The sequence below is a fragment of the Chitinophaga sancti genome (assembly GCF_034424315.1).
Lineage (GTDB): Bacteria > Bacteroidota > Bacteroidia > Chitinophagales > Chitinophagaceae > Chitinophaga > Chitinophaga sancti.
The window spans coordinates 1,099,140-1,123,551 of record NZ_CP139972.1; the positions used below are offsets into that span (position 1 = coordinate 1,099,140).

The 24,412-nt window shown below is 46.8% G+C and carries 19 protein-coding genes; 6 read left to right on the plus strand and 13 right to left on the minus strand.

The window, feature by feature from the left end; all coding sequences use genetic code 11:
• Positions 1 to 414 precede the first annotated feature (414 nt).
• The 10 genes from U0033_RS03985 to U0033_RS04030 all read right to left on the minus strand — a co-directional run bounded on the left by U0033_RS03985 (position 415) and on the right by U0033_RS04030 (position 15,174).
• Complete coding sequence (locus U0033_RS03985) at positions 415 to 930, minus strand: carbohydrate-binding protein (protein WP_083571752.1); 516 nt, start codon at positions 928 to 930, stop codon at positions 415 to 417.
• A gap of 271 nt (positions 931 to 1,201) precedes the next feature.
• Complete coding sequence (locus U0033_RS03990) at positions 1,202 to 5,107, minus strand: CheR family methyltransferase (RefSeq protein WP_072364142.1); 3,906 nt, start codon at positions 5,105 to 5,107, stop codon at positions 1,202 to 1,204.
• Positions 5,108 to 5,162: 55 nt separating this feature from the next.
• Positions 5,163 to 5,732, minus strand: a complete 570-nt coding sequence (locus U0033_RS03995) for a chemotaxis protein CheB (protein WP_177318686.1) — start codon at positions 5,730 to 5,732, stop codon at positions 5,163 to 5,165.
• 213 nt (positions 5,733 to 5,945) lie between these two features.
• Positions 5,946 to 6,548: an LURP-one-related/scramblase family protein gene (locus U0033_RS04000; protein WP_072364144.1), complete on the minus strand. Its 603-nt coding sequence runs from the start codon at positions 6,546 to 6,548 to the stop codon at positions 5,946 to 5,948.
• Between the two features lie 106 nt (positions 6,549 to 6,654).
• Positions 6,655 to 7,956, minus strand: a complete 1,302-nt coding sequence (locus U0033_RS04005; protein WP_072364145.1) for a sulfatase-like hydrolase/transferase — start codon at positions 7,954 to 7,956, stop codon at positions 6,655 to 6,657.
• A gap of 78 nt (positions 7,957 to 8,034) precedes the next feature.
• Positions 8,035 to 9,555, minus strand: coding sequence for a RagB/SusD family nutrient uptake outer membrane protein (locus U0033_RS04010; RefSeq protein ID WP_072364146.1), 1,521 nt, complete (start codon positions 9,553 to 9,555; stop codon positions 8,035 to 8,037).
• Positions 9,556 to 9,581: 26 nt separating this feature from the next.
• Positions 9,582 to 13,103, minus strand: coding sequence for a SusC/RagA family TonB-linked outer membrane protein (locus tag U0033_RS04015; protein WP_072364210.1), 3,522 nt, complete (start codon positions 13,101 to 13,103; stop codon positions 9,582 to 9,584).
• A 20-nt stretch (positions 13,104 to 13,123) separates the two neighbouring features.
• Positions 13,124 to 14,095, minus strand: a complete 972-nt coding sequence (locus U0033_RS04020; RefSeq protein ID WP_072364147.1) for a FecR family protein — start codon at positions 14,093 to 14,095, stop codon at positions 13,124 to 13,126.
• A gap of 15 nt (positions 14,096 to 14,110) precedes the next feature.
• Complete coding sequence (locus U0033_RS04025) at positions 14,111 to 14,725, minus strand: RNA polymerase sigma factor (RefSeq protein WP_072364148.1); 615 nt, start codon at positions 14,723 to 14,725, stop codon at positions 14,111 to 14,113.
• A 152-nt stretch (positions 14,726 to 14,877) separates the two neighbouring features.
• Positions 14,878 to 15,174 carry a CobW C-terminal domain-containing protein gene (locus tag U0033_RS04030; protein WP_072364149.1) on the minus strand — a complete coding sequence of 99 codons (297 nt, stop codon included), beginning with the start codon at positions 15,172 to 15,174 and terminating at the stop codon, positions 14,878 to 14,880.
• 63 nt (positions 15,175 to 15,237) lie between these two features.
• On the opposite strand from U0033_RS04030, the gene U0033_RS04035 reads away from it, so the two are divergent.
• Positions 15,238 to 16,656, plus strand: coding sequence for a S8 family peptidase (locus U0033_RS04035; protein ID WP_072364150.1), 1,419 nt, complete (start codon positions 15,238 to 15,240; stop codon positions 16,654 to 16,656).
• Here U0033_RS04035 and U0033_RS04040 read toward each other — a convergent pair.
• The 3 genes from U0033_RS04040 to U0033_RS04050 are packed head-to-tail and all read right to left on the minus strand — an operon-like array spanning position 16,645 to position 19,504.
• Positions 16,645 to 17,343, minus strand: coding sequence for a LytR/AlgR family response regulator transcription factor (locus U0033_RS04040; protein WP_072364151.1), 699 nt, complete (start codon positions 17,341 to 17,343; stop codon positions 16,645 to 16,647). The two genes, U0033_RS04035 and U0033_RS04040, sit on opposite strands and share 12 nt — an antisense overlap.
• A complete protein-coding gene (locus tag U0033_RS04045; protein WP_072364152.1) occupies positions 17,340 to 18,353 on the minus strand; it encodes a sensor histidine kinase in 1,014 nt (337 codons plus the stop codon). Before U0033_RS04045 ends, U0033_RS04040 begins: the two co-directional genes overlap by 4 nt.
• A complete protein-coding gene (locus U0033_RS04050) occupies positions 18,350 to 19,504 on the minus strand; it encodes an acyltransferase family protein (protein ID WP_072364153.1) in 1,155 nt (384 codons plus the stop codon). The genes U0033_RS04045 and U0033_RS04050 overlap by 4 nt, the downstream gene beginning before the upstream one ends.
• A gap of 166 nt (positions 19,505 to 19,670) precedes the next feature.
• Here U0033_RS04050 and U0033_RS04055 point away from each other — a divergent pair, with 166 nt between their 5' ends.
• The 5 genes from U0033_RS04055 (at position 19,671) to U0033_RS04075 (ending at position 24,385) form a co-directional block, all read left to right on the plus strand.
• A complete protein-coding gene (locus U0033_RS04055) occupies positions 19,671 to 21,056 on the plus strand; it encodes a pepsin/retropepsin-like aspartic protease family protein (RefSeq protein WP_143150865.1) in 1,386 nt (461 codons plus the stop codon).
• A 78-nt stretch (positions 21,057 to 21,134) separates the two neighbouring features.
• Entirely contained in the window at positions 21,135 to 21,935 is an 801-nt protein-coding gene (locus tag U0033_RS04060) for a sulfite exporter TauE/SafE family protein (protein ID WP_083571760.1), read from the plus strand.
• Between the two features lie 169 nt (positions 21,936 to 22,104).
• A complete protein-coding gene (gene bla / locus U0033_RS04065) occupies positions 22,105 to 22,968 on the plus strand; it encodes a subclass B3 metallo-beta-lactamase (RefSeq protein WP_072364156.1) in 864 nt (287 codons plus the stop codon).
• 100 nt (positions 22,969 to 23,068) lie between these two features.
• Positions 23,069 to 23,401 carry an ArsR/SmtB family transcription factor gene (locus U0033_RS04070; protein WP_072364157.1) on the plus strand — a complete coding sequence of 111 codons (333 nt, stop codon included), beginning with the start codon at positions 23,069 to 23,071 and terminating at the stop codon, positions 23,399 to 23,401.
• Between the two features lie 147 nt (positions 23,402 to 23,548).
• The gene (locus U0033_RS04075) at positions 23,549 to 24,385 is read left to right on the plus strand and encodes an arsenite methyltransferase (RefSeq protein ID WP_072364158.1); all 837 of its coding nucleotides are present in this window, start codon (positions 23,549 to 23,551) and stop codon (positions 24,383 to 24,385) included.
• Positions 24,386 to 24,412: the final 27 nt, after the last annotated feature.

A 24,412-nucleotide genomic window follows, 5' to 3' on the forward strand; every position in this document is an offset into this window, starting at 1 on the left:
CGCTTGAACAAGGTTTCAATAAGACCTGCCTGGCTCCCGGCAAAATAAACATGCTTTCAAAATATTCATGAAAGACGGCATTCACCAACGGGAATGAAAACCATTTTCAGAAAATAAAGGCTTTTATTCTTTGGATTAAACAGGTTTCTCAGAAAGACCTGATACGTTCTCTGCGACAGTTACTTGACGAGCTTAATAAACGAAATAGCACACATGCGCTAAACGCTGTTTTTTTGAATGATCATCACAACGTGGTTTTAGAGTGAATGAATAATGAAATTATTGGCCATGACGCTGGCTGGTGAATCAGGTTTTCGCTACAGTTTTAAAAATGAAAAATCCGGGTTGATAAACTCAATCCCAAAATAGAAAAAAATAATTAAGGAAGAATAATTTCTTTGACAAGCATAGGGGTTAATAATCCGTCTCGAACGAAATAGCAGTAATACTGAACTGACTCCCCCTTGCTACAAGGTAGAGATCATGTACACCAAATGAGTATTTAGAATTGCCAGTCATTTTGAGATTATAGGTGGTATCTCCGGTATATGGGATCTTCAGGGTACCTATCCGACGACTTTTCTTTCCTTTAGGGCTGTTGATTCTAAATTCAAGCCTTGAACCTTTCGATTGTTTGTTTTCACAAAAAACAGTCACCTTGACTGCTACCTCCCCCAGCCCCAGGTTAACTTGTCCAAATCCCAGGTAGCTCCCGGATTTCATTTTAAACTCCGTCTCAAAGTTTCCTTTTCTTACTACGGGCGCAGGCTGTGCTGGCGGATTCGTGCTGCCAGGTCCACCGCCCGCAGGTGGTGTTGTAGCGGCAGGCGAAGCAGCCGGTGGCGGTGATGCAGCCGGAGGCGACGATTGTGACTGTCCCCGGACGATCAACTGCGCGATAATAAAAAATAGACATAGGATAGGCCTCATAGCTATATGGGTAGGTCTGGCTCATAGTCATTTTCAATCACTATTGCCCAACCAGTGTCAAATTTTGTAATCAGAATGAAAATTACGCAAAATTATATTAAATTTTACAATAATAATATATAATGATTACCAGGGCTTTGTTAATATTATTTAAACCTCTGCTATATTTTACGTCTCAAACGGGGATTTATTGTATCCGGGTGGATAAAATCGACAAATGTGGATATGTTATCTTTTTATTATAGACGCTATTGACCGCAGGCAAAAGCCCTTATGGCTGTACTTCCGGAATGATAATATGGAAGGCTGCCCCCTGGTGCTCTACCCCAAATGCCTGGATATCACCATTATGTATGTCCATGATCTTACGGCATAAAGCCAGACCAATGCCTGTGCCCTCGAATTTCTCCTTCTGGTTCAGGCGCTGGAAAATTACAAACAGTTTATCGGCATAAGACTGGTTAAATCCAATCCCATTATCCGCCACGATGATCCGGTACCAGGAGGTATTTTTATTCAGGTGCGGGTAATCGTCCATATCCGCCACCGTCAGCTTGTTTGCGCTCACGGTGATGCGGCAGGTATCGCTGGGATTAGAGAATTTCAGGGCATTGCCGATCAGGTTATAAAACAGCTGGTTCATTTGCAGGGGTACTGCATCCAGCACCGGTAGTTCGCTGATTTCCATTAAGGCCTGCTTTTCCCGGATCAGGAGTTCGAAATCCTCCGTCACATTGGCCACAATCAGGTTGAGGTCTACCGGCAGGAACGCATTCTCCCCCAGTTCCAGGCGGGAATACGCGATCAGGTCACGGATCAGGTCCGACATGCGGATAGCAGACTGTTTCACCTTGCTGAGGTACAATCCCGTATCAATTTTATTATTGCCAGGCTTTACACTTTCGAGCATGTCTGCAAAGAGGCGGATCTTGCGCAGCGGTTCCTGCAGGTCATGGGAGGTGATGAATACAAACTGTTCCAGTTCGTGGTTCCGCTTGGACAGGTTCACATTCGCTTCTTCCAGGGCAATCGTACGCTCCCGCACCTTTCTTTCCAGGGCATCTTCCACCATTTTCTGGTCGTCAATGTCCACACAGGCACCTATAAAGCCCACAAATTCATCCTGGGCAGTAAAGCGGGGAATGCCGGAGCAGGACAACCAGTGATACGTTCCATCCTGCCTTTTCAGCCTGAACTCAGCATAGAAATTTCGCCTATCCCTCGAAGAACGGCTGAAATTGATCTTCCACTTGTCAATATCCTCGGGATGCATGATCTCGTACCAGCCTTTGTCCTTGTCCTGGTCCAGAGAGCGGCCCGTGTATTTCTGCCAGGCCTTATTGAAAAATGAAAAAGATCCGTCCTTTTCCGCAATCCAGATCATCGCCGGTGCGGTATCCGCAATCATCCTGAAGTAGGCTTCGCTTTGCTGCAGGTGCAATTGCGCCTGCTTGCGTTCGGTAATATCCTGGGTGATGCCGATCATGTGCCTCACACTCGTCTGCTCATCTATGACAGACTGGCCCCGGGCCATTACCCAGCGAACGGCCGTGTCCTGCCCTTTGATCCGGTATTCTTCGGAGAAGAGGGTATGTGTGGCAATGGCAATATCCAAAGCCTGCCGTACCCGGTTCCGGTCTTCCGGATGGATGGCGGCCAGTAATTTATCGATGGTCACTTCAGCGCTCGCAGGGAGCCCGTAATTCGCTTTACAAAGATCATTGCATAATAGTACGCCAGTTTCGGTATTGAGCTCCCATGAGCCTAATTTGCCCGTTTCCAGAGCAAAATTGAGCCGGTTGTTCACGTCCTGCAAATGGCGCTGGTACAATTTAGCTTCAGTCACATCTGTCACTACACCCAGTAAGCGGGCGGCAATGCGCTCATTGAAGAATACCTGAGCCTTGCAACTGATCCATTTGATCTTGTCTTCGCTGGCGGTGACCCGGAAGTCGATATTGATCTGTCCATTGTCAATACCTGCCAGTGCTGCCTGGATGGATCCCTGCACCACCTCTGCGTCTGCAGGATGAATGGCTTTGATGAAAGTATCGTATTCCACAGGTGCAGCGCTGCTGATGTTGAACAGCTCCCGGCTCCTGTCAGATAAGAGGATTTCCCGCGTGGAGGGATTGAATTCCCAGGTACCTGTTTTGGTACCATCCAGGGCCAGGCGCAGGCGTTCTTCATTGATGCGTACCTGCTCCTGCTTGCGGGCAATCTTATCCCGCGCCTCTCTCACCTCAGAAATATCTTCGATGGCCAGCAGGATCAGGTCTTCCTTCAGGTCCTGGGAGGTAATGAGCTGACCATTCAGTAACATGGTACGCTCCCCTATCGTATTAAATTTGTGAGTCAGTTCGTAATTGATAAACGGTGTCCTGGAAGAAAGCAGGTTTTCCAGCAGGGTACGCAGGTCAGAATTATTCCACTGCTTGTTACCCAGTTCGTAGAAGATCTTACCTTCTGTTTCTTTCCGGTCTATTTTGAAGAAGCGATAAAAAGATACATTGGCACTCACCACCCGGATATTGGCATCCAGGATCACGAGAGATTCATGCACGGTATTCACAATGGCTTCTGCATACAGGCGCGCATTGTTCAACTGGTTATTGCGTTCCAGCAGGTCGTTGTTGCGGGTGCTCAGTTCATCGTTGATCACCTGTAATTCTTCCTGTGATACTTCCAGTTCTTCGTTCAGACTTTTCAGTTCCTCGTTGGCAGACTGCAGTTCTTCGTTGGTCGCCTCGTATGCTTCCGCCACAGCGCGCAGCTCGTCTTTGTAGCGCTGCACTTCTTTCTCCATCTGCAATACGCGCAGCGTTTTATCATCGGTGCTATCCGATACCGGTTCCGCTTTTTTCGGATCGGCGATCACGTATGGTTCGGGCGCCTGGTGATTAAAAATTACGAGGTAGTAAGTTTCGTGCAGGTTGACGATGGGCACGATCTCAAAGCCAACGGTGAGCTGGCCCGATACGACGGAAATGGTGATCCCTTCTTTCTTTACATTTCTTTTGCCTGTCTGTGCCTGGTTGAGCGCACTGCGCAGACTGTGAACAAGATCCCTGTGGGCTAGTTTCAGGATATTCAGACTGGCTTTACCCGGGCCATGTTCGAAGAACTGCATCGTTACCCCACGGAACTCGATGATATCGAATTGCTCGTTGAGTAATACCGCAGACGGAGCAAACATGGAAAGGATAATGCTATCAGCCGCCTTCTGTGCATCTACATTTTCATCTCTTTCCTGGTCGAAGCTGGGTGTCATGTGCTTGATTTTTTTATTAGTGGGGAACGCACTTCTCAGCGTCCACTTATCTACGTTCTTTTTTAAATAGACCTTGGTTTTTTTCGAAGGCATTTCAAACAGATCCGGCGAACGGTTGGTTTCGGATTTGCCCAGCCAGAGGAAGCCTTTATCTTTCAGCGCGTAGTTGAAAATACTAAGCATTTTCTTTTGCAGAACGGGTTGCATATAGATCAGTACATTCCTGCAGCTGATCAGATTCAGCTTTGCAAAGGGAGGATCAGTGAGCATGTTGTGCGATGCAAATACACACACATCACGGATGTAGCTCACCACTTCATAGCCCTGTTCCACTTCCCTGAAAAACCTTTCCAGCCGTGCATCAGAAACGCCAGCCATCTGTGTCTTAGGGTACACAGCTTTCCTCGCTTTGGCAATCACTGCATCAGAGAGATCGGTAGCGAAGATCTTTACCTTCTCAGAAAAGCTTTCCTGCCCCATGATCTCACAGAGACAGATGGCGATAGAATAGGCTTCTTCCCCGGTAGCACAACCTGCCACCCAGATACGTACCTGGTCCTCCCCATCTATTGCCTGCCGGGTTACCTGTGGCAGGATAGTTCTGAAGAGGTATTCAAAACTGCCGGGGTCCCGAAAAAACGACGATACATGAATTAACAGTTCAGCAAATACTACATTTTGTTCGTTCTCATTATCTTTTATTAATGTTAGATACTCTTCAAAACCTGGAATGTTCATTAATGACATCCTGCGTTGCAACCGTCTTGTAATGGTGGAAAGCTTGTACTGCAAGAAATCTACTCCCGAAAACTCGGACAGGATAGACAGAATACTTTTTAATGCAGCATTAGGCCCCGCACCGAATTTACGCCGGTTACTTTCAGCATCTTGATGCATGTCAGGCATACAAACTTATTTGACTTGTGTCTATATAAATCGTTAAAGATATATAAAAATAGCCTCAAATCATTCGCTTATCCGTTTTCAGGTACCGTTGCAGGAACTTCGCAATCTCAGGTGGCGGCAATACCGCATGCGGATCATCCCTGATAATCGCTGTCTGGGGCAGGATATTGAAATCTGTAGATTCCGGGTCCTGCACCAGCACAAGTCCATGCCGGTCCTCAATGGCCTTAATGCCCTCTATCCCGTCGGTACCCATACCGGACAGGATAACGCCCACCGCATTCTCATCATAACACCTCGCCATTGATTTGAAAAAGATGTCGATTGACTTATTGATGATTTCACGGGAATAACGCTTCCTCACACGCAACACATGATCTTCAACAATCATCATTTTTCCTTCTACCAATACATATACATTATTGGGTTGCATGATCACGGTATCGGTCACACGATGCACCGGCATATCAGTAAACCGTTGCAGAATGTGGCCGAAACGGCTTGGATACTCGGCTGATAAGTGTGGTATCACCACAAAAGCTGCGCCTGTTTTTTCTCTCAGGTGTTGAAATATTTCACAGACAGGTTCAAGACCACCTGCCGAGCAGCCAATGCCAATGCACATAGTCGGGGATTTAACAACATTACTCATGGTTCACATCTGGTTAATGGATTATCAATAAAGATGCCTCCAATGGAGGACGGGTTCAGCCATTAAATTCAAAGAAAATGCCAGAGTATATAAGGGTGGTACTATTTTAACACAAAATGTAGAGAGGAAGGGTCAACGGGGTAAGAAGAAGGCCAGGTGTTGCCTGGCCTCCACACAAAATTTAAATTATTTTGATTCCTTTAACACCATATCGATGGTGATTGCGCCAGCGACGATGGCAATCTTTTTCAGATCTTCAGGACATTCTTTTCCAATAGTGACGCGGTATTTATCCGCTGTGGTAAATACTTCCTTCATCACGCCAGCCCACTTCTTAGTGATCTGTCCTAATTCATTCCCACCTGCATCCACAATTGTGAAATTCCATGCCTTCCAGTCACCCTTGATCTCAGCAATCACAATACCCATTTGATCCGTGATGTGGAATAAAGGTTTGAAAAGTTTAAACTTATGCTTGATACCGCCAATAACGTTACCATCTCCATCCATGATGGTAATTTTTGACATCCAGAATGTCCAGCCACGGTGAATCTGTGCCACCACCTTGTTGTCCATTTCCTTAATATCCAGCGTAAACGGAAATACGGCCTTGCTCAGAAATAAACGCAGGAGTTTGTGCCATGCTGGTACGGTTTGCTGGATGTTTCCGATTTGCTGGCCCTGATCGTCGTAAACTTTATAGGCATTAGAAAATTTAAAAAGTCCGACCTTCTCGTCAATGAAATAATCGTGGCGGTTGAAGAACGTAGGTAAGTTCGCTTGTCCCATCTAGTGAGGTTTTTATAGTATTGGTTTAACAATGCTGGCGAAGGTATATAAAATTTATAATATAAAAAATCTATTATACCTATCTGCATAACAATCTTCGTCAGCATCATCCCGGATACTTATCCAGCAATACCTGCAATTCCCTCACTTTCTCCGGGTATTTATTCACCAGGTTCACTCGTTCACCCGGATCCAGGGCCAGGTTAAACAACTCCAGTGTTGTTTTCGTCTTCCTCAGTTTCCACTCCCCTGCCTTCACCACCTCCGGTACCACGTTCACATAGTAAATTGGCTGATGCGCGGCCTTTGGCGCTTTACCGGAAAGCAGGTCCGTCACTGATTCTCCATCAAGCGTAGTTTGTGGCAGTCTGGTATGGGTCCATGCGGCCAGTGTAGGCATAATATCCAGGCAGGAGAACGGATCTCTTATCACCTTTCCTGCCGGCGTGTGTCCTTTCCAGTACACAATAAACGGCATACGGTCTCCTCCTTCATAGGTATCGAATTTTGCCCCCCTGAATACACCTGTGGAACCAGTGTGGTATTTTGTCGTCACACTATCTGCATACACACGATCCGGCAAATTGATCCAGGGCCCGTTATCACTGGAGAATATAAAGATGGTATTATCCGCCAGGCCCTTTTCTTCCAATGCCTTCCATACTTTCTCAATCCCCCTGTCCATCGCTTCTATCACATCTCCATACTCACCACCGGCAGAGTGCTGCGCAACATGCTTCTGCGCGGCATACCATACCGGCGAATGCGGCATGTTGTGCGCGAGGTATAAAAAGAATGGCTGTCCTTTTTGCTGCGCCTGGATGATCCGGATACTCTCCTTTGTATATAAGTCTGTCAGGTCACTATCCTGCGGTTGTATGATCTCCGGCGTACGGTTCCTGAATATCTTGATCGTGGTATCCGTGCCTACATACGGTGCCCTGTAATCATGGCTATACAACATGCCATAGTACTGATCAAAACCCTGTGCACCGGGCAAACTGCTATCCTTATCACCCAGGTGCCACTTACCTACGATATATGTTTTATATCCTGTAGTTTTCAGCATCTCTGCCAGGGTCACCTCGTTGCGCGGCAAACCATGGTCCGCACCCGGCCCTACCGGCACCGGCAAGCCATAGCGGGTAGGGTAACGCCCCGTGAGCAGGGCCGCCCTCGATGGTGTGCAGATAGGTGATGTCACTACATAGTTATTCGCCTTCACCCCGATAGCTGCCATATGGTCTAAGAATGGTGTATTGATCAGCGGGTTGCCGTAACAACTGAGATCCGCATACCCCATATCATCTGCCAGCACAATGATCACATTGGGCCGCTGTTGCGGCTGCGCGTATAATTGTCTGCCACCTGTCAGCAGACAAAAGGATAACAAAAACCGTTTATACATGGCTGATAAAATTTAAAAGGGGGCCAGCCCGTTACAGCCGGCCCCCATGCTCAAATATAAGGGGGAAAATGTAAACTACTAGTACCCGCTGTTCTGGTACATCCCGGTTGGATTCAGTTTGTACTCATCGTAAGGGATCGGGTAATACCTGTCTTTGGCGGAGAAATGCTGCGGTACCGCATTACCATATCTCGATGCATTCTTTGCATGGAAATAAGTAATCAGCTCATCGGTCGTCATTGTTCTCAGCAAGTCATACCATCGCTGGTTCTCAAATGCCAGCTCAATTCGTCTTTCATGCAGGATGGCCAGTGTGAGTGTCGGATACTTCGCTTTGTAGCTGGCATTCAGCAATGCAGTTGCGTAGTCAGACATCCCAGCCCTTGCCCTCACCTGGTTCAGGTATGCAATCGCAGTGGTTTCATCCCCCAGGTAATTATTCACTTCTGCCAGCATGAGAATGATATCCGCATAGCGCATCAGGATCCAGTCGTTCCCACCATAACCTGCTGTACCCGCAGCATCAGATACATCGCGGAACTTGGTGATGAAGTAATCTCTTACAATCAGCGTATCCGCAAATTTCACAGAATAAGTCATCCTTGGATCACCACTCTCATAATCATCGATCAGGTCAGGGGTTACATTGCCACCAATACCGGTGGCCTTCTTCTGTGAATTGATGGTTTGACCCGCCGCCTGGTTATTGGCCGCGATAGAAGAAGAATACGTCGCATCCCCCTGCTTGTAAACGATCTGCATGATCAGCTCAGGACAAGTTGTTTTCTTCGCCACGTCGAATACATCTGCATAGGGGATTTCGCTCAGCTGACCGAATTTACGCTTATTATAACAGGCCTCCAGGTAAGTCTTTGCATCCTGCAGGTGCGCTGTAGTCTGGCCATCATTCACCGTCCGCGCCATGGTCAGGTATACCTGGCCCAGCAAACCATTGGCAGCTGCTTTGGAAGCGCGGCCAATTTTATCACCAGTCTGGAAATCAGGCAGCCCACTTGCCAGCACATCCTTCAGGTCTGTGATGATCTGGGCATACACCACCGTATCTGCCACACGGTAGGTATAAGCAGTCACTTCATCTGAAGTAGTGAGCTGCGTAGTCACCAGCGGCACCGCCCCCCACTGGCGTACCAGGTGAAAATAGATCAGTGCACGCAGGAACTTTGTTTCCGCTATGTAGCCGTTCTTCTTATCATTGCTGGTGAAAGGCACCTTGTCTATATTAGACAATACCACGTTTGCACGGGATATAGTCTGGTACAAAGCGGACCAGTGTGACTTCACCCAGGTATTGCTTGCCAGTACAGAGAAATCATTGAACTGAAAAGGCTCGCCGGAGTTGGCATAATCATTTCTGCCCGTATTATCTGAGCGCTCTTCCAGGTAAAGACCACTGTTTTCACCAATACAGTCGGAGCTTCTGAGCGACTGGTACACACCATTTACAGCAAGCAGTACATCATTCTCCGTGGCAAAGTAATTGTCTACCGTCAGTTTATTGGGATCGGACTGGTTCAGGAAATCCTTGCTACAGGAGCCCAGTACTGCACATGTTGCTATTGCTAAAAAGATTCGTTTCATGTTGAATAATTTTGAAAATAAAAAGATCAGAAGCCTACCTTCACACCTACATTATAAGCACGTACCAGGGGATACTTACCATAGTCAACACCTGGCGTCAGGTTGTAACCATCATTGTAATCCACTTCAGGATTGTAACCTTTATATTTAGAAATAGTAAACAGGTTGTCTACACTGGCAAATACTCTTGCACTGCTCAGCCCTAAGCGGTTTTTCAGCAGGGCTGACTTAATATCATACCCCAGTGTGGCATTGGTGCAACGGAAGAAGGAACCATCCTGCAGGTAGAAAGTAGACAGGCGGGTACTGTTACTCTGGGTACCCCCTCTTGATGCACGGAACACATGCCCGTTGCCCGGATTCGCTTCGTTTACATAGTGACCAGCTGCATCCGCATACTGGTTACCGGACCCCTCCATGTTGTACAGGTAATAATCCTGTCCATCCAGTACCTTGTTGCCATAAGCGCCATTGAAGGAAGAAGAGAAGGAGAATTGCTGATAACTGGCAGTGATTGCAAAACCATAGGTAAACTTCGCATACGGCGTACCGATCACGGTCTTGTCATTATCATTCACCACACCATCTTTGTTTACATCTTTAAAGATCAGGTCACCCGCTCTCAGTTTGGTAGAGTTAGCAGAAGATTCCGCTACCTTACCCACATCGCTTTCTCTCGCTACGCGTTCTACCTGGAAACCGTAGAACATACCAACCGGCTGACCTTCCTGTGTAATATGTGTTTTATAAGAACGTTCCGCACCAGCAGAGATGATGGTACTACCACCACCCATATCCAGTACCTTATTCTTATTGATAGAGATATTACCACTCATACCCAGGTGAAATTTCTTAGCATCGATTACCCGTGCATCTACCTGGAGGTCTACCCCCCTGTTACGGATCTTTGAATGACGCAGGTTGGTCAGGATCTCAGTAGAACCGGAGATGGCAGAAATAGATTGTTGGAATAACAGGTTGTAGGATTTAGAATTATAATAGTTGGCAATGATGTTCAAACGACCTTTCAGGAGCCCGATATCCAGGCCTGTGTTAAACTGGGAAGTAGATTCCCAGCCCAGTCTCTGGTCCTGCAAGCCACCCGGGTAGTAAGCGGTGTTCACAGATCCTGTGCCGAATACAGTACCTGTAGGCGAAGCCATGGTCTGCATCGTACGATAATTACCGATATTGTTATTACCACTTAAACCCCAGCTGGCACGGAATTTCAGGGTAGACTGTTCACCCAGCCAGTTATGATAGAATGATTCATTGCTGACCGTCCAGCCGGCAGAAATGGATGGGAAATAACCCCACTTCTTTTGAGGACCGAAACGGGAAGAACCATCTGTACGCATAGATCCTGTCAGGAAATATTTTTCTGCATAGCTGTAGCTGACACGACCAAAATAGGACATCATCGTATAAGTGGACCGATACGCATCTGTCAGGGAAAAATCTGTACCCAGCGCACCTTTTGCTGTAATTTCCTGGATCCGGTCATCCTGGAATCCTTTCGCCGTTACCTTTACATAATCAGTCTTGTTCATCTGTGCAGAATAACCTGCCAGTGCACCGATATTATGCTTACCAATATGCTTGTTATAGTTCAGGATAAACTCTGCCAGCTGGTCAATGGTACCCTGGTTCTGTGCGATGCCATAAGCAGCCAGCTTTGCATTGTCAGAATACGGTGCACTTGCGCCGCTACTCAGACTGGTAGGATAATACATGTTATACTTCTCAGAATAACTCATCATACCAATATTCGCTTTCACCGTCAGCTCCGGCAGGATGGTATAAATCGCGTAGGCGTTGTAGTTACTACGGTTGCCCAGGCGGGTGATGTTAATTTCTTTGGCCAGTGCAACCGGGTTTTCGAAACTGTTGTAACCATAAGAGGTAGATCTGGATGCGATCTCATACTTCAGCGGGTTCCCGCTGGAATCGAAAGCCTGTGCACTTGGGGGCATCAGTAAAGCCGTCATGATCGGGTTGTGATCCCAGCGGCCCTCACTCAGTTCACGGTTCTGGTTGTTGGTATAAGAAAGGTTCACCCCCGCTTTCAACCTGGGGTTGATAGTCGCATCCAGGTTCATGCGCAGGTTGATCTTTTTCACGCCTGTATTCAATACCACTCCATCCTGGTCCTGGTAACCACCACTCACGTAATACCTGATATTTTCACTACCACCGGAGAAAGCTAAGTTATGACGGCCATAGAAGGCATTCCTGTAGATCAGGTCCTGCCAGTCCGTATTATATTTGGAAGGGATGACCTTTTGCGTGGCAAAGTCATAATAGCGGGGATCGATATTCGTGGAGTTAGCATTACCTGGTGCCTTTGTATTACGGGTCAGGTTGTCATCGCTGTTCATGTTATCATTCCAGGTGTAGTTACCAGCTTTTTCAATCAGGTCCCTGTAGGTACCATTCCGGCCATCTACCATCAGTTGCAGGAACTGATCGCTGTTCATCACCTTCACTTTCTTTGATACCTGGTTGACGCCGGTCGTATAGCTGTATTCCAGTTTGCCCCTGGAGTTTGATTTCCCTCTTTTGGTAGTGATCATTACCACCCCACCGGATGCGCGGGAACCATAGATGGCAGCAGAAGCCGCATCCTTGAGAATGTCGATGGTTTCAATATCTTCGGGGTTGATAAATACATCTACATCCTGCGGGTAACCGTCTACCACATACAGCGGATCAGAGCTGGCACGCATAGAACCCACACCACGTACACGGATCCTGGTGCTCTTGTATGGCGCACCACTCACCTGTGAAACCTGTACACCTGCAACCTTACCGACGATGGCCTGCCCGATGGTTGGAGAAGTCAGGTTCATTTCGCTGGCTTTCACACTGGATACGGCGCCTGTCAGATCGCTTTTTCTCACAGACTGGTAACCGATGGCCACCACTTCCTGCAACTGGCTGTTCTGGGCTTTCAGGCGCACATTCAGGCTGTTTTCAGCACGCACGGTTACTTCCTGTGGGGCGAACCCGATGAAGCTAAATACCAGTACATCACCGATGTTTACTTTGATGGAATACTTTCCATTTTCATCAGTTGTCGCATTTACCTTATTCGTTTTTTCGTGGATGCTGACACCCGGAATAGGCTGGTTGTTTTCGTCAGTCACCACACCTGATATAGTCACCGAAGCTGGCGCAGTAGCCGCCGCTGTCATCACTACAGGTACGTCTTTGATCTTTTCCACTTTCAGGAAAATGTGGCTGTCATCTACCTGTTTCACCGCACCTTCATAGCCTTTCAGCAGGTCTTGTAAAACGGCAGATAATGGGGTGGCAGCAGCTTTGTAGCTGATCAACTGATTGTCTGCCACATGCGTAGCATTGTAAGCAATGGAGAGGCCGGTTTGTGATTCAATGAGTAAAAATACTTTTCGAAGTGGTGTGTTTTTAACGTCTAAACTAATACGGGTGTCACGAACCTGCACGGTAATCCGGTTCCGCAGTTCGTTGGCAAACCCTAAAACATGACAAGTCAATAATATGAGCAGCAGGTAGGCCCGGCGCGTCATATTGGTTGGCATTTTACATCTTATTCGCATGATGCTGAGTTGATTTTAATTTCATTATGATCAATCTGATAAGTAATACCTGAGAGCTCAGCAAGGAGTCTCATAGCATTCTCTATCGTTTCATTTTTCAACTGTAATGTGTATCTACAATTGCTTTTGGCGGGCCCTGTCAGGGTGATATGGATATTGTATTGTCGCTCTAAAACCGCGGCTATTTCCGCAATACCGGCTTTTTCGAAGTAGAAAACGTTGTTTTGCCAGGCGGCAATTTCGGCCGACTTACCGGTACCTATATTTAAGGAGTCTTTTGTTGCATTGTAGGTCAGCACCTGGTCTTTTGTAAGGCCGGCGGAGAGCACAGTCGTTTGGGTGGCTGCTTTTTTCTCGATCCTGACTTTACCGGTCAGCACGGCGATCTGTACATCATTATCCCCGGGATAGGCTTTCACGTTAAAGGAGGTACCCAATACGACTGTTTGGAGGTTCCCGCTACGAACAATAAATGGCTTTGCATTATTTTTCGCTACATCAAACACTGCCTCACCGGTCAGTTCCAGCACCCGGTCATTCACGCCAAAGTTCGACGGGATGCGGAGTTCCGAATTCGCATTGATGGTAACGATACTCCCATCAGGCAGGGTGATTTTTTTGCGTGCCCCTTTTCCTGCCTGCAGGGAAGCATAGGTAATGGGAACGGGAGACTGGTGTAATTGCTTATATATAAAGAGGAAAGCGGTACATACCAATATCAATACAGCGGCTATTTTCAGGATGCGGGGTAGAACACGCACCTTTACCTTCGGGTGGAACATGCGTTCCAAAGCCTCCAGGGCAGCGTCGTTCGCGGCATCTGTCAATGCAGGATCATCCTGTAATGCTTCGAAAGAATCAAACCACTCCCTGATCCGGGCAGCTTCCTCCGGTGTAGCGGCACCGGCTCTGTACTTTTTTAAAAGCGATATAATCGCTGCTTTGTCTGATGATGTGTCCATTCATCAGTATAGTCTCTAATTCATAGGGGCGGTACCGTTAAGGAATTGTAAACACAATGTTAACAGCATGTAAACAGATAACCAATGGTCAGTTTGTAAACGGAGGCGGATTCGTTTGAGTGCCAATGAGATGGTATTTTTTACGGTCTGCTCGGAAAGGCCGTATTCCTGGGCTATTTCGCGGATAGACTTGGATTCCCAGCGACTGGAGATGAACACTTTGCGCATGGTATCATTCATCTTTGCCACTTCAGTATCTACCTTTTTCCGCATCTCGCCGGCTATCATTTGGTTCTCGACGGGGAAGGTACTGGGTTCGTCTTTTTCGAGGAGGATGGCCTGCCGCGCTAATATTTTCTTATGCGCAATCTGCCAGTCAATGACAGCATAGTAAGCGGCCCGGCACATGTAGTGGAAGATCTTGTCCGGCTGCTGCATGTTGTACCGGTTATTCCAGCAGGAGATCAGTATTTCCTGCAAAATATCTTTGGAGTCATCTTCTGACCGCACGCGGGTATAGATATACTTATACAATGCTACATTGTAACGTAATACAAGAATGGCAAACGCTTTCTCATCATTCTCCTGCTGAACTAAGGATAATAATTCCGCATCGGTTAAATTCTTCATGATAGCTGATCTCTAAAGCGACGCGAAATTATTATCGAAACCACTCCTTGTATGTTATGTTTAGGTTAACTACAAGGGGAACGCGTCTGAAAACCTTTGCCCTCTTTGCATAGCTGCGATTTCCACAGGTGTGCATAAACAGGTTTCCAGTTTTATGTAATTAAATCTATGTCCCTGCCAATGATCACCAGTTCATTGTAGCTGTCTCCAAATTCTCTATTCCTTCTATTCTCTCTTTGTAATCCAGGAAACCCGCTCTTTATAAGGTATGCACCGGCTTTTTCTGCACGCAGACTACCTCCTGCCTGGTTCCGGTTAATGGCATCATCCGGCTGAAAGGCAAGCCAGAAAAGACCCTTGCTGCGAATGATACCGGAGCGCTCTGTTAACAGCATCCAGGCAAACGGTCTGTCATCATTATATGTGGTGTTTGATGCAAATACATTCAATTTTGTAGCATAAGCTATAAAGAGAGAAAGATTTTGTAACTTCTATACATAAAAATCCTTTATATGAAACCCATTTACCCCATCCTGTTCCTGCTGGCACTAACAGCCTGCTCCCGGAAGGATTCCATCCCCACTATCCAAAATTCCAATCCTGACACCCTCATCCCCAAATCGGTGATCAATGATTTTATCGCGCAAAAGCTCGGGGAAGAAGATCATTTCGAATGGGCTATGGCGAACGACAGCCTGCTCTGGAGTGCATTGGTGCAGTCAGACAGCGTACTTAGTATTGGCTATAACAGCGGAGACAGGGAGAAAGTACTGCAAGTGGTAAAGTCGCACGAAGCTGCGCTGATCTTCCCATTTAAAGAAGGTAAACTGCCTTTTGTAAACCTGAAAGTAAGCAATTTCGCTACGATCAAGGCTTTGAGAACATTTGTGCGCTATGCAGACCCGATAGGCTATGGTGCTTACAGCGGGGAAAACGCAAGGCCTACCAGTAGTTTACTGAATTTCGGTTGTGGCAGCAATACCGCGGAAACCGGCCTGGTAGCAGGTACCGATTACACCGACATTGCGCCGGCTGCCAAACAATCCTGGAACTACTCGTACCACCACATCCCGGAGGCCTGGCAGTCCTCGACAGGCGAGAACATCAAAGTTATGATTATCGACACAGGCATCAGTGATGACCAGGAAAACCTGGGAACTGCATTCAACCAGGGTTCCTCTTCAGGCAGAAGCATCACCAGGGCGGTGACCTATTCCGGCGGCACCACGAACGACGAATGCGGCCATGGCACCAGTATGGCAGGCGCCCTGGCGGGTCCGCGTGGTACCGATGGCAACACTGCCGGTATTGCTTACAATTGCAACCTGCTCATGGTGCATGCGGCAGAAAATGTCGTAATCCTTTCTTCAAAATCAGTAAACGGGGTGACAGATGCCTATGTCATGGGTGGCGATGATCCGGATGTTAAGATCATCAGTATGAGCATGGGCACCATCTTCAATTTGGGCCAGATCAAGGATGCCATTGCCTATGCAGATAGTAAACAGAAACTGATGTTCTGTGCGGCAGGTACCTCGTTTTCATTTTTTGCAAGCTTTGTCGGTGTGATCTTCCCGGCCAATCAACCACAGGTACATGCGGTGACCGGCGTGAAAGATAACCTGACCACCCGTTGCGATGACTGCCATGAAGGGAGCAAAGTGGATTTCACGATCGTGATGGAAAAAGCCAGTACCGGCCTGCATCCTTTGAGCCTTGCGATGAGTGGAAATGTGCCTTCTACCGTAGGCGGTTCTTCTGTAGCCACTGCCAGTTGTTCCGGTATTGCTGCGCTGATCTGGAGCAAGTATCCTTCTTATCCCAGGGATAGCATCCTCAGTAAAATGCGCAGAGCAGCCTCCTACCCTGTTACACGGAACAGCACCTTTGGCTGGGGTGTGGTGGACGTAGCCACCGCCTTAGCGCTTTAAAAAGCGATTATTTAAAATGCGCTGAAGCGTTTCCTCCTTCTGGTATTTAGAAATGGGGATCTGGAAAGCACCTACGTACAGCGTATTCCCTTCAATGCTATTTACTTTATCAATCGCCACTAAATAAGATTTATGTGGTTGTACAAAAGATGTTGCAGGCAGGTGCTCCTGCAACATCTTTAATGTAAGATGGGTAATAATTTTCCTGTCGGGGATGTAAATGGCTACGTAATTCTCCATCGCTTCCACAAAGAGAATATCCTTAATAGCAATTTTTTCCAGCTTGCTATCTACCTTTACAAAGAAGTAATCATTGCTGCCTGGCTGGTTTTGAAAATAATCATAGATCTTATTCGCCGATTTCAAAAACCGCTCAAATGAAATGGGCTTTAATAAATAATCCAGTACCTCCAGTTCATATCCATGCACCGCATATTTTTCATACGCTGTCGTAAACACCACTTTCGGCGGCTTTGATAAATTCCGTAATAACTCAATCCCCGTCATGTAAGGCATCTCAATATCCAAAAACAATACATCCACGGGCTGTACTTTCAGCAGGGAATTCAGTTCCACCGCATTTTCACACAGGCCTTTCAATTCAAGAAAATCTATTTTCTCAATATAGCCCTGCAATCCCTTCCTTGCAAATGGCTCATCATCGGTGACGATACAGGATATTTTCATAATAATTCGAGTCTCACTTTAAATTCGGAATCCAGTTGCGCTATTTCCAGGCGATGCTTCCCGGGGTATAATAATTCCAGGCGTCTTTGCAGGTTTTCCAGCCCGATACCACCAGTTCGGGTAATCACCGGTGGTATATCATTCGCTGCTTCAAAAACGATCCCGGAATCGTTTAAAAATGCCTTTATTTTCAAACGGTACTCCCCTCCCACATACTTAAACGCATTTTCCACCAGGGGGAAGAACAAGAGGGGGTAAATGACCTGCTCCTGCAGTGCCGGGTCAAAGCTCACCTGCAAAGATAATTTCTCAGATGCTCTCAATTGCTGTAAACTGATAAAACTCTCTAAGTAATCCAGCTCCTGCCTGACAGGCACGGTTTGCTGCTGGTCGTACAACTGGTAGCGGATCAGTGAAGAAAACAATTCCACGCTTTTCTTTGCCGCACTTACATCCTCATCCATCTGGAAATAGATCGTATTGAGCGCATTGAACAGGAAATGCGGATGCAATTGTGCTTTCAGGAATTTGAGTTCTGCCTGTAACTGGTCGTTCATGACCTTCTCCAGTTTCAGCCGGTTGTCTACATAGGCCTGCAGGAAGGCATTGCTTCTTTTCAGGCCATAATAAATGTATCCGTACAACAAAGGGATCACGTTCACATCAGCAAAATCGAACCATTGCAAGCCATCATCCGTAAAGATAGGGATGGGAAGGATCAGCACATTCTGCATCAGCAGCATGAAGACGGTCACCACGCCCAATTCCTTCAGGATCCGTTTCCGGGTAAATTCATGAGCCCAATGGGCATCAAAGTACCGGAACAGGTAATCCTGCCCTACCACGAATAACCAGCCTGCAATGACACATACTCCAATCTCCATGGTGTTTAACTGCCAGCTACGTTCCCAGAACTTCATACGTGTCACCGTATCCAGCAGCAGGCGGATCGTGAAGTAGGTCACAAGACCGTAGATGCTCCCGTCAAAAAAGACCCTTTTCAGTTTCATGCGGATAATTTACGACTCTTTTTCATTCCAAATAACCATCTCATGAGCGGGTAAGGCCGGATAAAGTAATGAAAGACCGCCATACAGACCGCTCCTGTTACCAGCACAATAAACGCATATTTCATCGTTACCTCATCCGGTGCTTTTACGACATAGTACGCCAGGATAACGATGACGGTCTGATGAAGAATATAAAAGGGATATACGGCTTCGTTGAGGTAAGGGAGCACCGGATGTTGCCTGTTGAGTTTTTTTTTACCATAACCGATACAGGTGAGTACCCAGGCCCAGCCACACAGAGATTGCAATGCTATGAATACATAAGTACGGTAATCATTCCGCCACTCAGGCAATACATCCCAGGGGCTCAGGTCATTCCAGCGAACCACGTTAATCGCAATAAGAGATAAGAACGCAATGATAAAAGTGGTTTTCCTGTTCCGCTCCAGGCTATCCATCAATAAGGGATTGGCGATGCATAAGAATCCCGGGATTAAAAACAGGAGCCAGTAAGCCATGTAGGCCCAGTCACCCCAGAAAGCATTCGTTTCAGGATATTGCAAAGTAAAAGCCGTATACACAAAAATTCCCGGTAGGGTGAGCAGGTAAATACGCTTCCCTTTGGCCAGCCAGGCAAGCCGTTCTCTGAATCGTTCATTTGCAACAATCCATGCAAATAAGGGTGCACAGACCAGGTCATATAACACCAGGTATAAAATAAACCAGAGGTGGTGCCAGCTTAGGTTCCCTTTCGGATAAGGCCCGGTACTAAACATGGTCGCATAAAAGTGCAGGAAAGAGCCCTTATGCCCCTGTGTCAGCCTTTCCATATAGACCTGCGGGGGCACGATCACCAGGATCCCAAAAACCAGGGGAATAAACAATTTCGTCATTCTCAGTTTAATAAACCCGCCGGCAGTCCGGCTTTGCAGCATGTAATAACTCACGGTGCCGGAAATAAAGAACAATAAGGGCATCCGGAACAGGTGCAGCCACATGTTCATCTCCAACAGGATATTACTGGTTTCTTTATTCCGGATATGCCAGTTCAGGTCAGTGGCAAAAGGCATAGCAGCGTGGAAGATCAAAACCCCGAAAATAGCGAGGATACGGAGCCAGTCTAACCATGCCTGGCGCGGAGTTGCTTGCATAATTTTGAATTTATACCGCCAAATTAGCACCGACGGCGGGCGGGGTAAAATTTGTTTGACCTGAGGACGATTTAGGCGGGTATAAGGTCATTATTAAAAATAATTCCCTGTAAATGGGGCAGTAAATCAATTTCCTGACTTTTAAGAGATATAGAACAATTATTTGATGATAAAAACCTTCTCCGGGAGAATGCTTTGGCTGATGGCATTCGTCCTGCCGACCTTCTTTGCCCCGACAGTACAGGCACAATCAGAGCGTTTTGAAATTGCGGGTATCATAAAAGCGCTCAATGACAAGGACGATAACTATTTGATGCAGCGTAAAGCGGATTCCGCCAGGATCGGGGATCTGCCCTATATGGCAGACCAGGCGATCTTAAAGGCTGTATTAGAAAAATACGGCGCCATCCAATCTTACCAGCTTACGGGCATAGATAGCCTGCACGGTTTCTACAAACTGAATGTGGCAGTGGTGTATGAATCCGGTCGTACAGGCAAGCCGGCGTTTGTATTCAACAAAAACGGGAAATGGGTACACCTGGATATTCTCCGTACAAGAAAGGAAATTGACCCTGTAAAGGCGCAACAGCAGTCGCTCTCAAAGGTGGCCTTCCCGGATACGGTGTATACAAAATTCGTATTGAACGGCGGACTTATTTACATTCCGGCACGCCTGGGGGATGTAGACGGATATTTCATGCTGGACAGTGGAGCGCCTATGGTAATCTTTAATAAAACCTATGTACCGGATAGCAAACTGGATGCTACTCACTATACCACGATGCAGGGCATAGGTGGAGGTTTTGGCAATTCAGGGATGGCAAAAATGCCGCTTCGGTTATCTGATATCAGGATAGACAGCCTGGAGGCGCCGGTAGCAGAAATGCAGGATTATGAAGCATTATTGCCAATGAAAGTGTTTGGCTTACTGGGTTATGAGTTTTTCAAAAATTATGCATTGGTGTTGAATTATCAAAACGAGGAATTGGTATTGATAAAACGCGGAAAAGAGGGAGCGGAATTAACGGGCGCAGGTAAAGGACGTTCTGATGTAAAAAGCACAGGTAAAGGGAACTCCGCCTTGGTAAGCACAGGTAAAGAAAACTCCATCCTGACTATCGCCAGCCGGAAATACACTCCCCTTGTTGAAATTCCCCTCACCCTCCAGCGCCACATTGCCATCGTCTCCTTATCATTTGAAGGAAAACCGATTCCCTTCGGTCTTGATTGCGGTGCTAATGCGAACTTATTTAAAACCACGCTCCTGCCAGCTATCGCCGCTCATTTTGACCCGGAAAAAGAAGAAGTCAGCGTAAGCGGAATGGGCCATCAAACCGGCAAAGCAAATATCGGCTATATCATGAATGCCTACGCAGGAAATCAAAAACTGGACGACATGTACACCGCTTTTTCAGACCAGAAAATCGGTGCAGGTAATGGCGAAGATGCCTTGAAAATTGAAGGCTTGCTGGGCACCCCTTTTTTGAACCTATATGTAACAGAGATAGATTATATCAATCAGAAAGTGATCCTGTATAAGCCCATTCCCTGATCAGAATCAGCCACAAAAAGATGATCTGGATCACAAATGCCCCATCAAAAGGTCGCGACCTTTGTAAAAATGGAAATTATGCATTTGTTCGGGTACATCTCATCTTTAGCAATTGGCATTTCACTTGGATTAATAGGTGGCGGGGGCTCCATCCTGACAATGCCCGTAATGGTCTACCTGTTCGGCCTGGCCCCCATCACAGCCACTTCCTATTCTTTATTTATTGTTGGTTCCACCAGCCTGGTGGGAGCTGTCAGACAATATAGACAAGGGGCGATCAATATAAAAATGGCGCTGCTCTTTGCGACCGTTTCCGTACTAACGGTATTCCTCACACGAAAATACCTGCTACCATCCATCCCTGATCACATTGGTACCATTGGCCATTTCCCCATTACCAGCAGCTGGCTCACCATGGTCCTGTTTGCACTCATCATGCTGCTGTCCTCCTTTTTTATGATGCGTCATGATTCCCCACAGGCAAATCCTGATGCACGTCATATGATCCCTTTCGGAAAACTGGCAGGCTTCGGCATCGGTATTGGTTTAATCTCCGGTTTGCTGGGGGTAGGCGGCGGATTCCTGTTAATTCCATCCCTGGTATTACTGCTGGGGGTACCTATGAAAGAGGCGGTGGGTAGTTCTCTCCTGGTGATTGCCCTGAACTCGCTAATCGGTTTTTTAGGGAATGCACAGGGCATAGCGCTGGACTGGTCACTTTTGAGCATGGTGACTTTACTGGCGATCATTGGTATTCTCACTGGAACTTATTTGAATCGTAAAATCCCTGCCGCCCGGCTCAAAAAAGGTTTTGGATGGTTTGTCCTGGCAATAGGGGTATATGTATTAATAAGAGAAACAGGACGCATGATCTGGTAACAAAACAATAGGCCCGGCAGGAGCACATTTTTACCCGGTATTTAAATACAATATCTCCTCTGCATGCTGAACTAATCTTACGCATCATCTTAATACGCTATCTCAACCCGCGTTTCAAAATCCGAATTATTTCCCATATATTGACACCTCACTTATCAACGCGGATAGTATGTTTTTCAAACGATACCTGTTATTAACCTGCCTTTTATCAGCTTCACTCTTTTCCAAAGGCCAAAAAGTAACCGAGCCCAAAATCAATAACCCGGCCTGGGAAAAACCTTACGCTCCCTTTCAGCTTGCAGGTAACCTCTATTATGTCGGCACTGCGGAACTGGCAGCTTACCTGGTTGTCACCAACCAGGGGAATATCCTGATCAATACAGGCACAAAATCCTCCGGTCCTATTATCAAAGCGAATATAGCGGCATTGGGTTTTAAACTTTCAGACGTAAAAATACTGCTGAACACCCAGGCACATTACGACCATATGGGTGCGATGGCGGAAATAAAAAAGGCAAGCGGCGCAAAATTGATGATCGACGAAGCAGATGCCGGTGTGGTAGCTGATGGCGGGCAGTCAGATTATTTGATGGGCGGTGGTGACTGTACATTTGAACCGGTGAAAGTGGATCGGGTATTGCATAATGGAGATGTGATCAAACTGGGAGGGATGAAACTGGTGATGTTGCATCATCCGGGGCATACAAAGGGCTCCTGTAGTTTTTTGTTAGATGTGAAGGATGCCAAACGCACTTACAAGGTACTGATCGCGAATATACCGACGATTATAATAGATCAGCCATTTGCGGAACAGAAGACTTATCCTGGGATGGCGAAAGACTATGCGTATACGATAAAAGCTATGAAAGGATTGCAATTCGATCTTTGGGTGGCATCTCATGCGAGCCAGTTTGATCTGCAGCAAAAGCATCCTGAGGGGAGTGGGTATAACCCGGAGGCGTTTATGGACAGGAAGGGGTATGAGGAGGATTTGAAGGAGGTGGAGAAAGAGTACGAGGAGAAGGTGAAATAGGCGTAAATAACAGAAGGCAGACTCCCCCCTACTAAGCCCTAAACTCCCCGTATCAAAAAAAGATTTGCATATTTCAAAAACATTATCGTAATATTGCGATATGGGATTAACGAAATCAGATTTATTTACCAGGGAGCAGAATGATTTAGCAAATATGGCGAAAGCAATTGCGCATCCGGCAAGGATTGCCATATTGCAGTACCTGGTGAAGAAGAATGCCTGTGTAACAGGCGATCTGGTGGAGGAACTGGGGCTTGCACAGGCGACGACTTCACAGCACCTCAAAGAGCTCAAAAACGCGGGGATCATCCAGGGAACAGTAGAAGGTGCCAGCGTATGCTATTGCATCGATCCTAAGGTCTGGAAACACTATAAAAATGTATTCCATACTTTCTTTGGAGAGGTAAATATTGAAAACGGCACTTGCTGCTGATTTTTTTTGTCCTCAATTATCGCAATATTGCAATGATGCGATAGTGTAGGCAAGGACACTCTCCCTCCTATAGTTCGTTCCCATAAAGTTTTTTTTTTGCCCATCTCTATCGCAATATTACAATTACACGATAATAAAAAAACTGACATGCAAACTGATGAACAACTCAAAGAACTGGTAAAACAGAAATACAGCGAAATCGCTTCCCAGCCTTTGGAAATGAACCTCTCCTCCTGCTGTGGTGCCGGTGCTTGCTCCACAGAAGTATACAACATTATGAGCGACGATTATAGCCAGCTCGAAGGCTACAACCCGGACGCTGACCTGGGCCTGGGTTGCGGACTACCCACTCAATTTGCAAAGATCCAGCCCGGGAATACAGTAATAGACCTGGGTTCCGGCGCTGGCAATGACTGCTTTATCGCGCGCAAAGAAGCCGGCGAAACCGGTAAAGTGATCGGCATTGACTTCACTCCCGCCATGATTGAGCGTGCCAGGGCGAACGCAGATAAACTGGGCTATAATAACGTAGAATTCAGGCAGGGTGATATTGAAAATATGCCGGTAGGTGGTGGAATAGCCGATGTAGTGGTGAGCAACTGTGTATTGAACCTGGTGCCTAACAAGGATGGGGTGATCAAAGAAATCTACCGGGTATTAAAACCTGGCGGTCACTTTAGTATTTCTGATATCGTGCTGCAAGGCACGCTCCCTGAAAAACTAAAAGCAGCGGCAGAAATGTACGCTGGCTGTGTGGCAGGCGCCATCCAGAAGGAACAGTATATAGGCCTGATCACTCAAAATAAGTTTGCAAACATCACGATACAAAAAGAGAAAGCAATCATCATCCCCGACGATATCCTCTCCGGGTATTTGACTGCCGATGAAATTGCAGCATTTAAAAACAGTGAAAATGGTATTTTCAGTATAACGGTGTACGGTGAAAAACCAGCTGCCTGTTGCGCTCCTGGCTGTTGCGATTAATATTTGATCGTAGTGGCTGTTGCTATA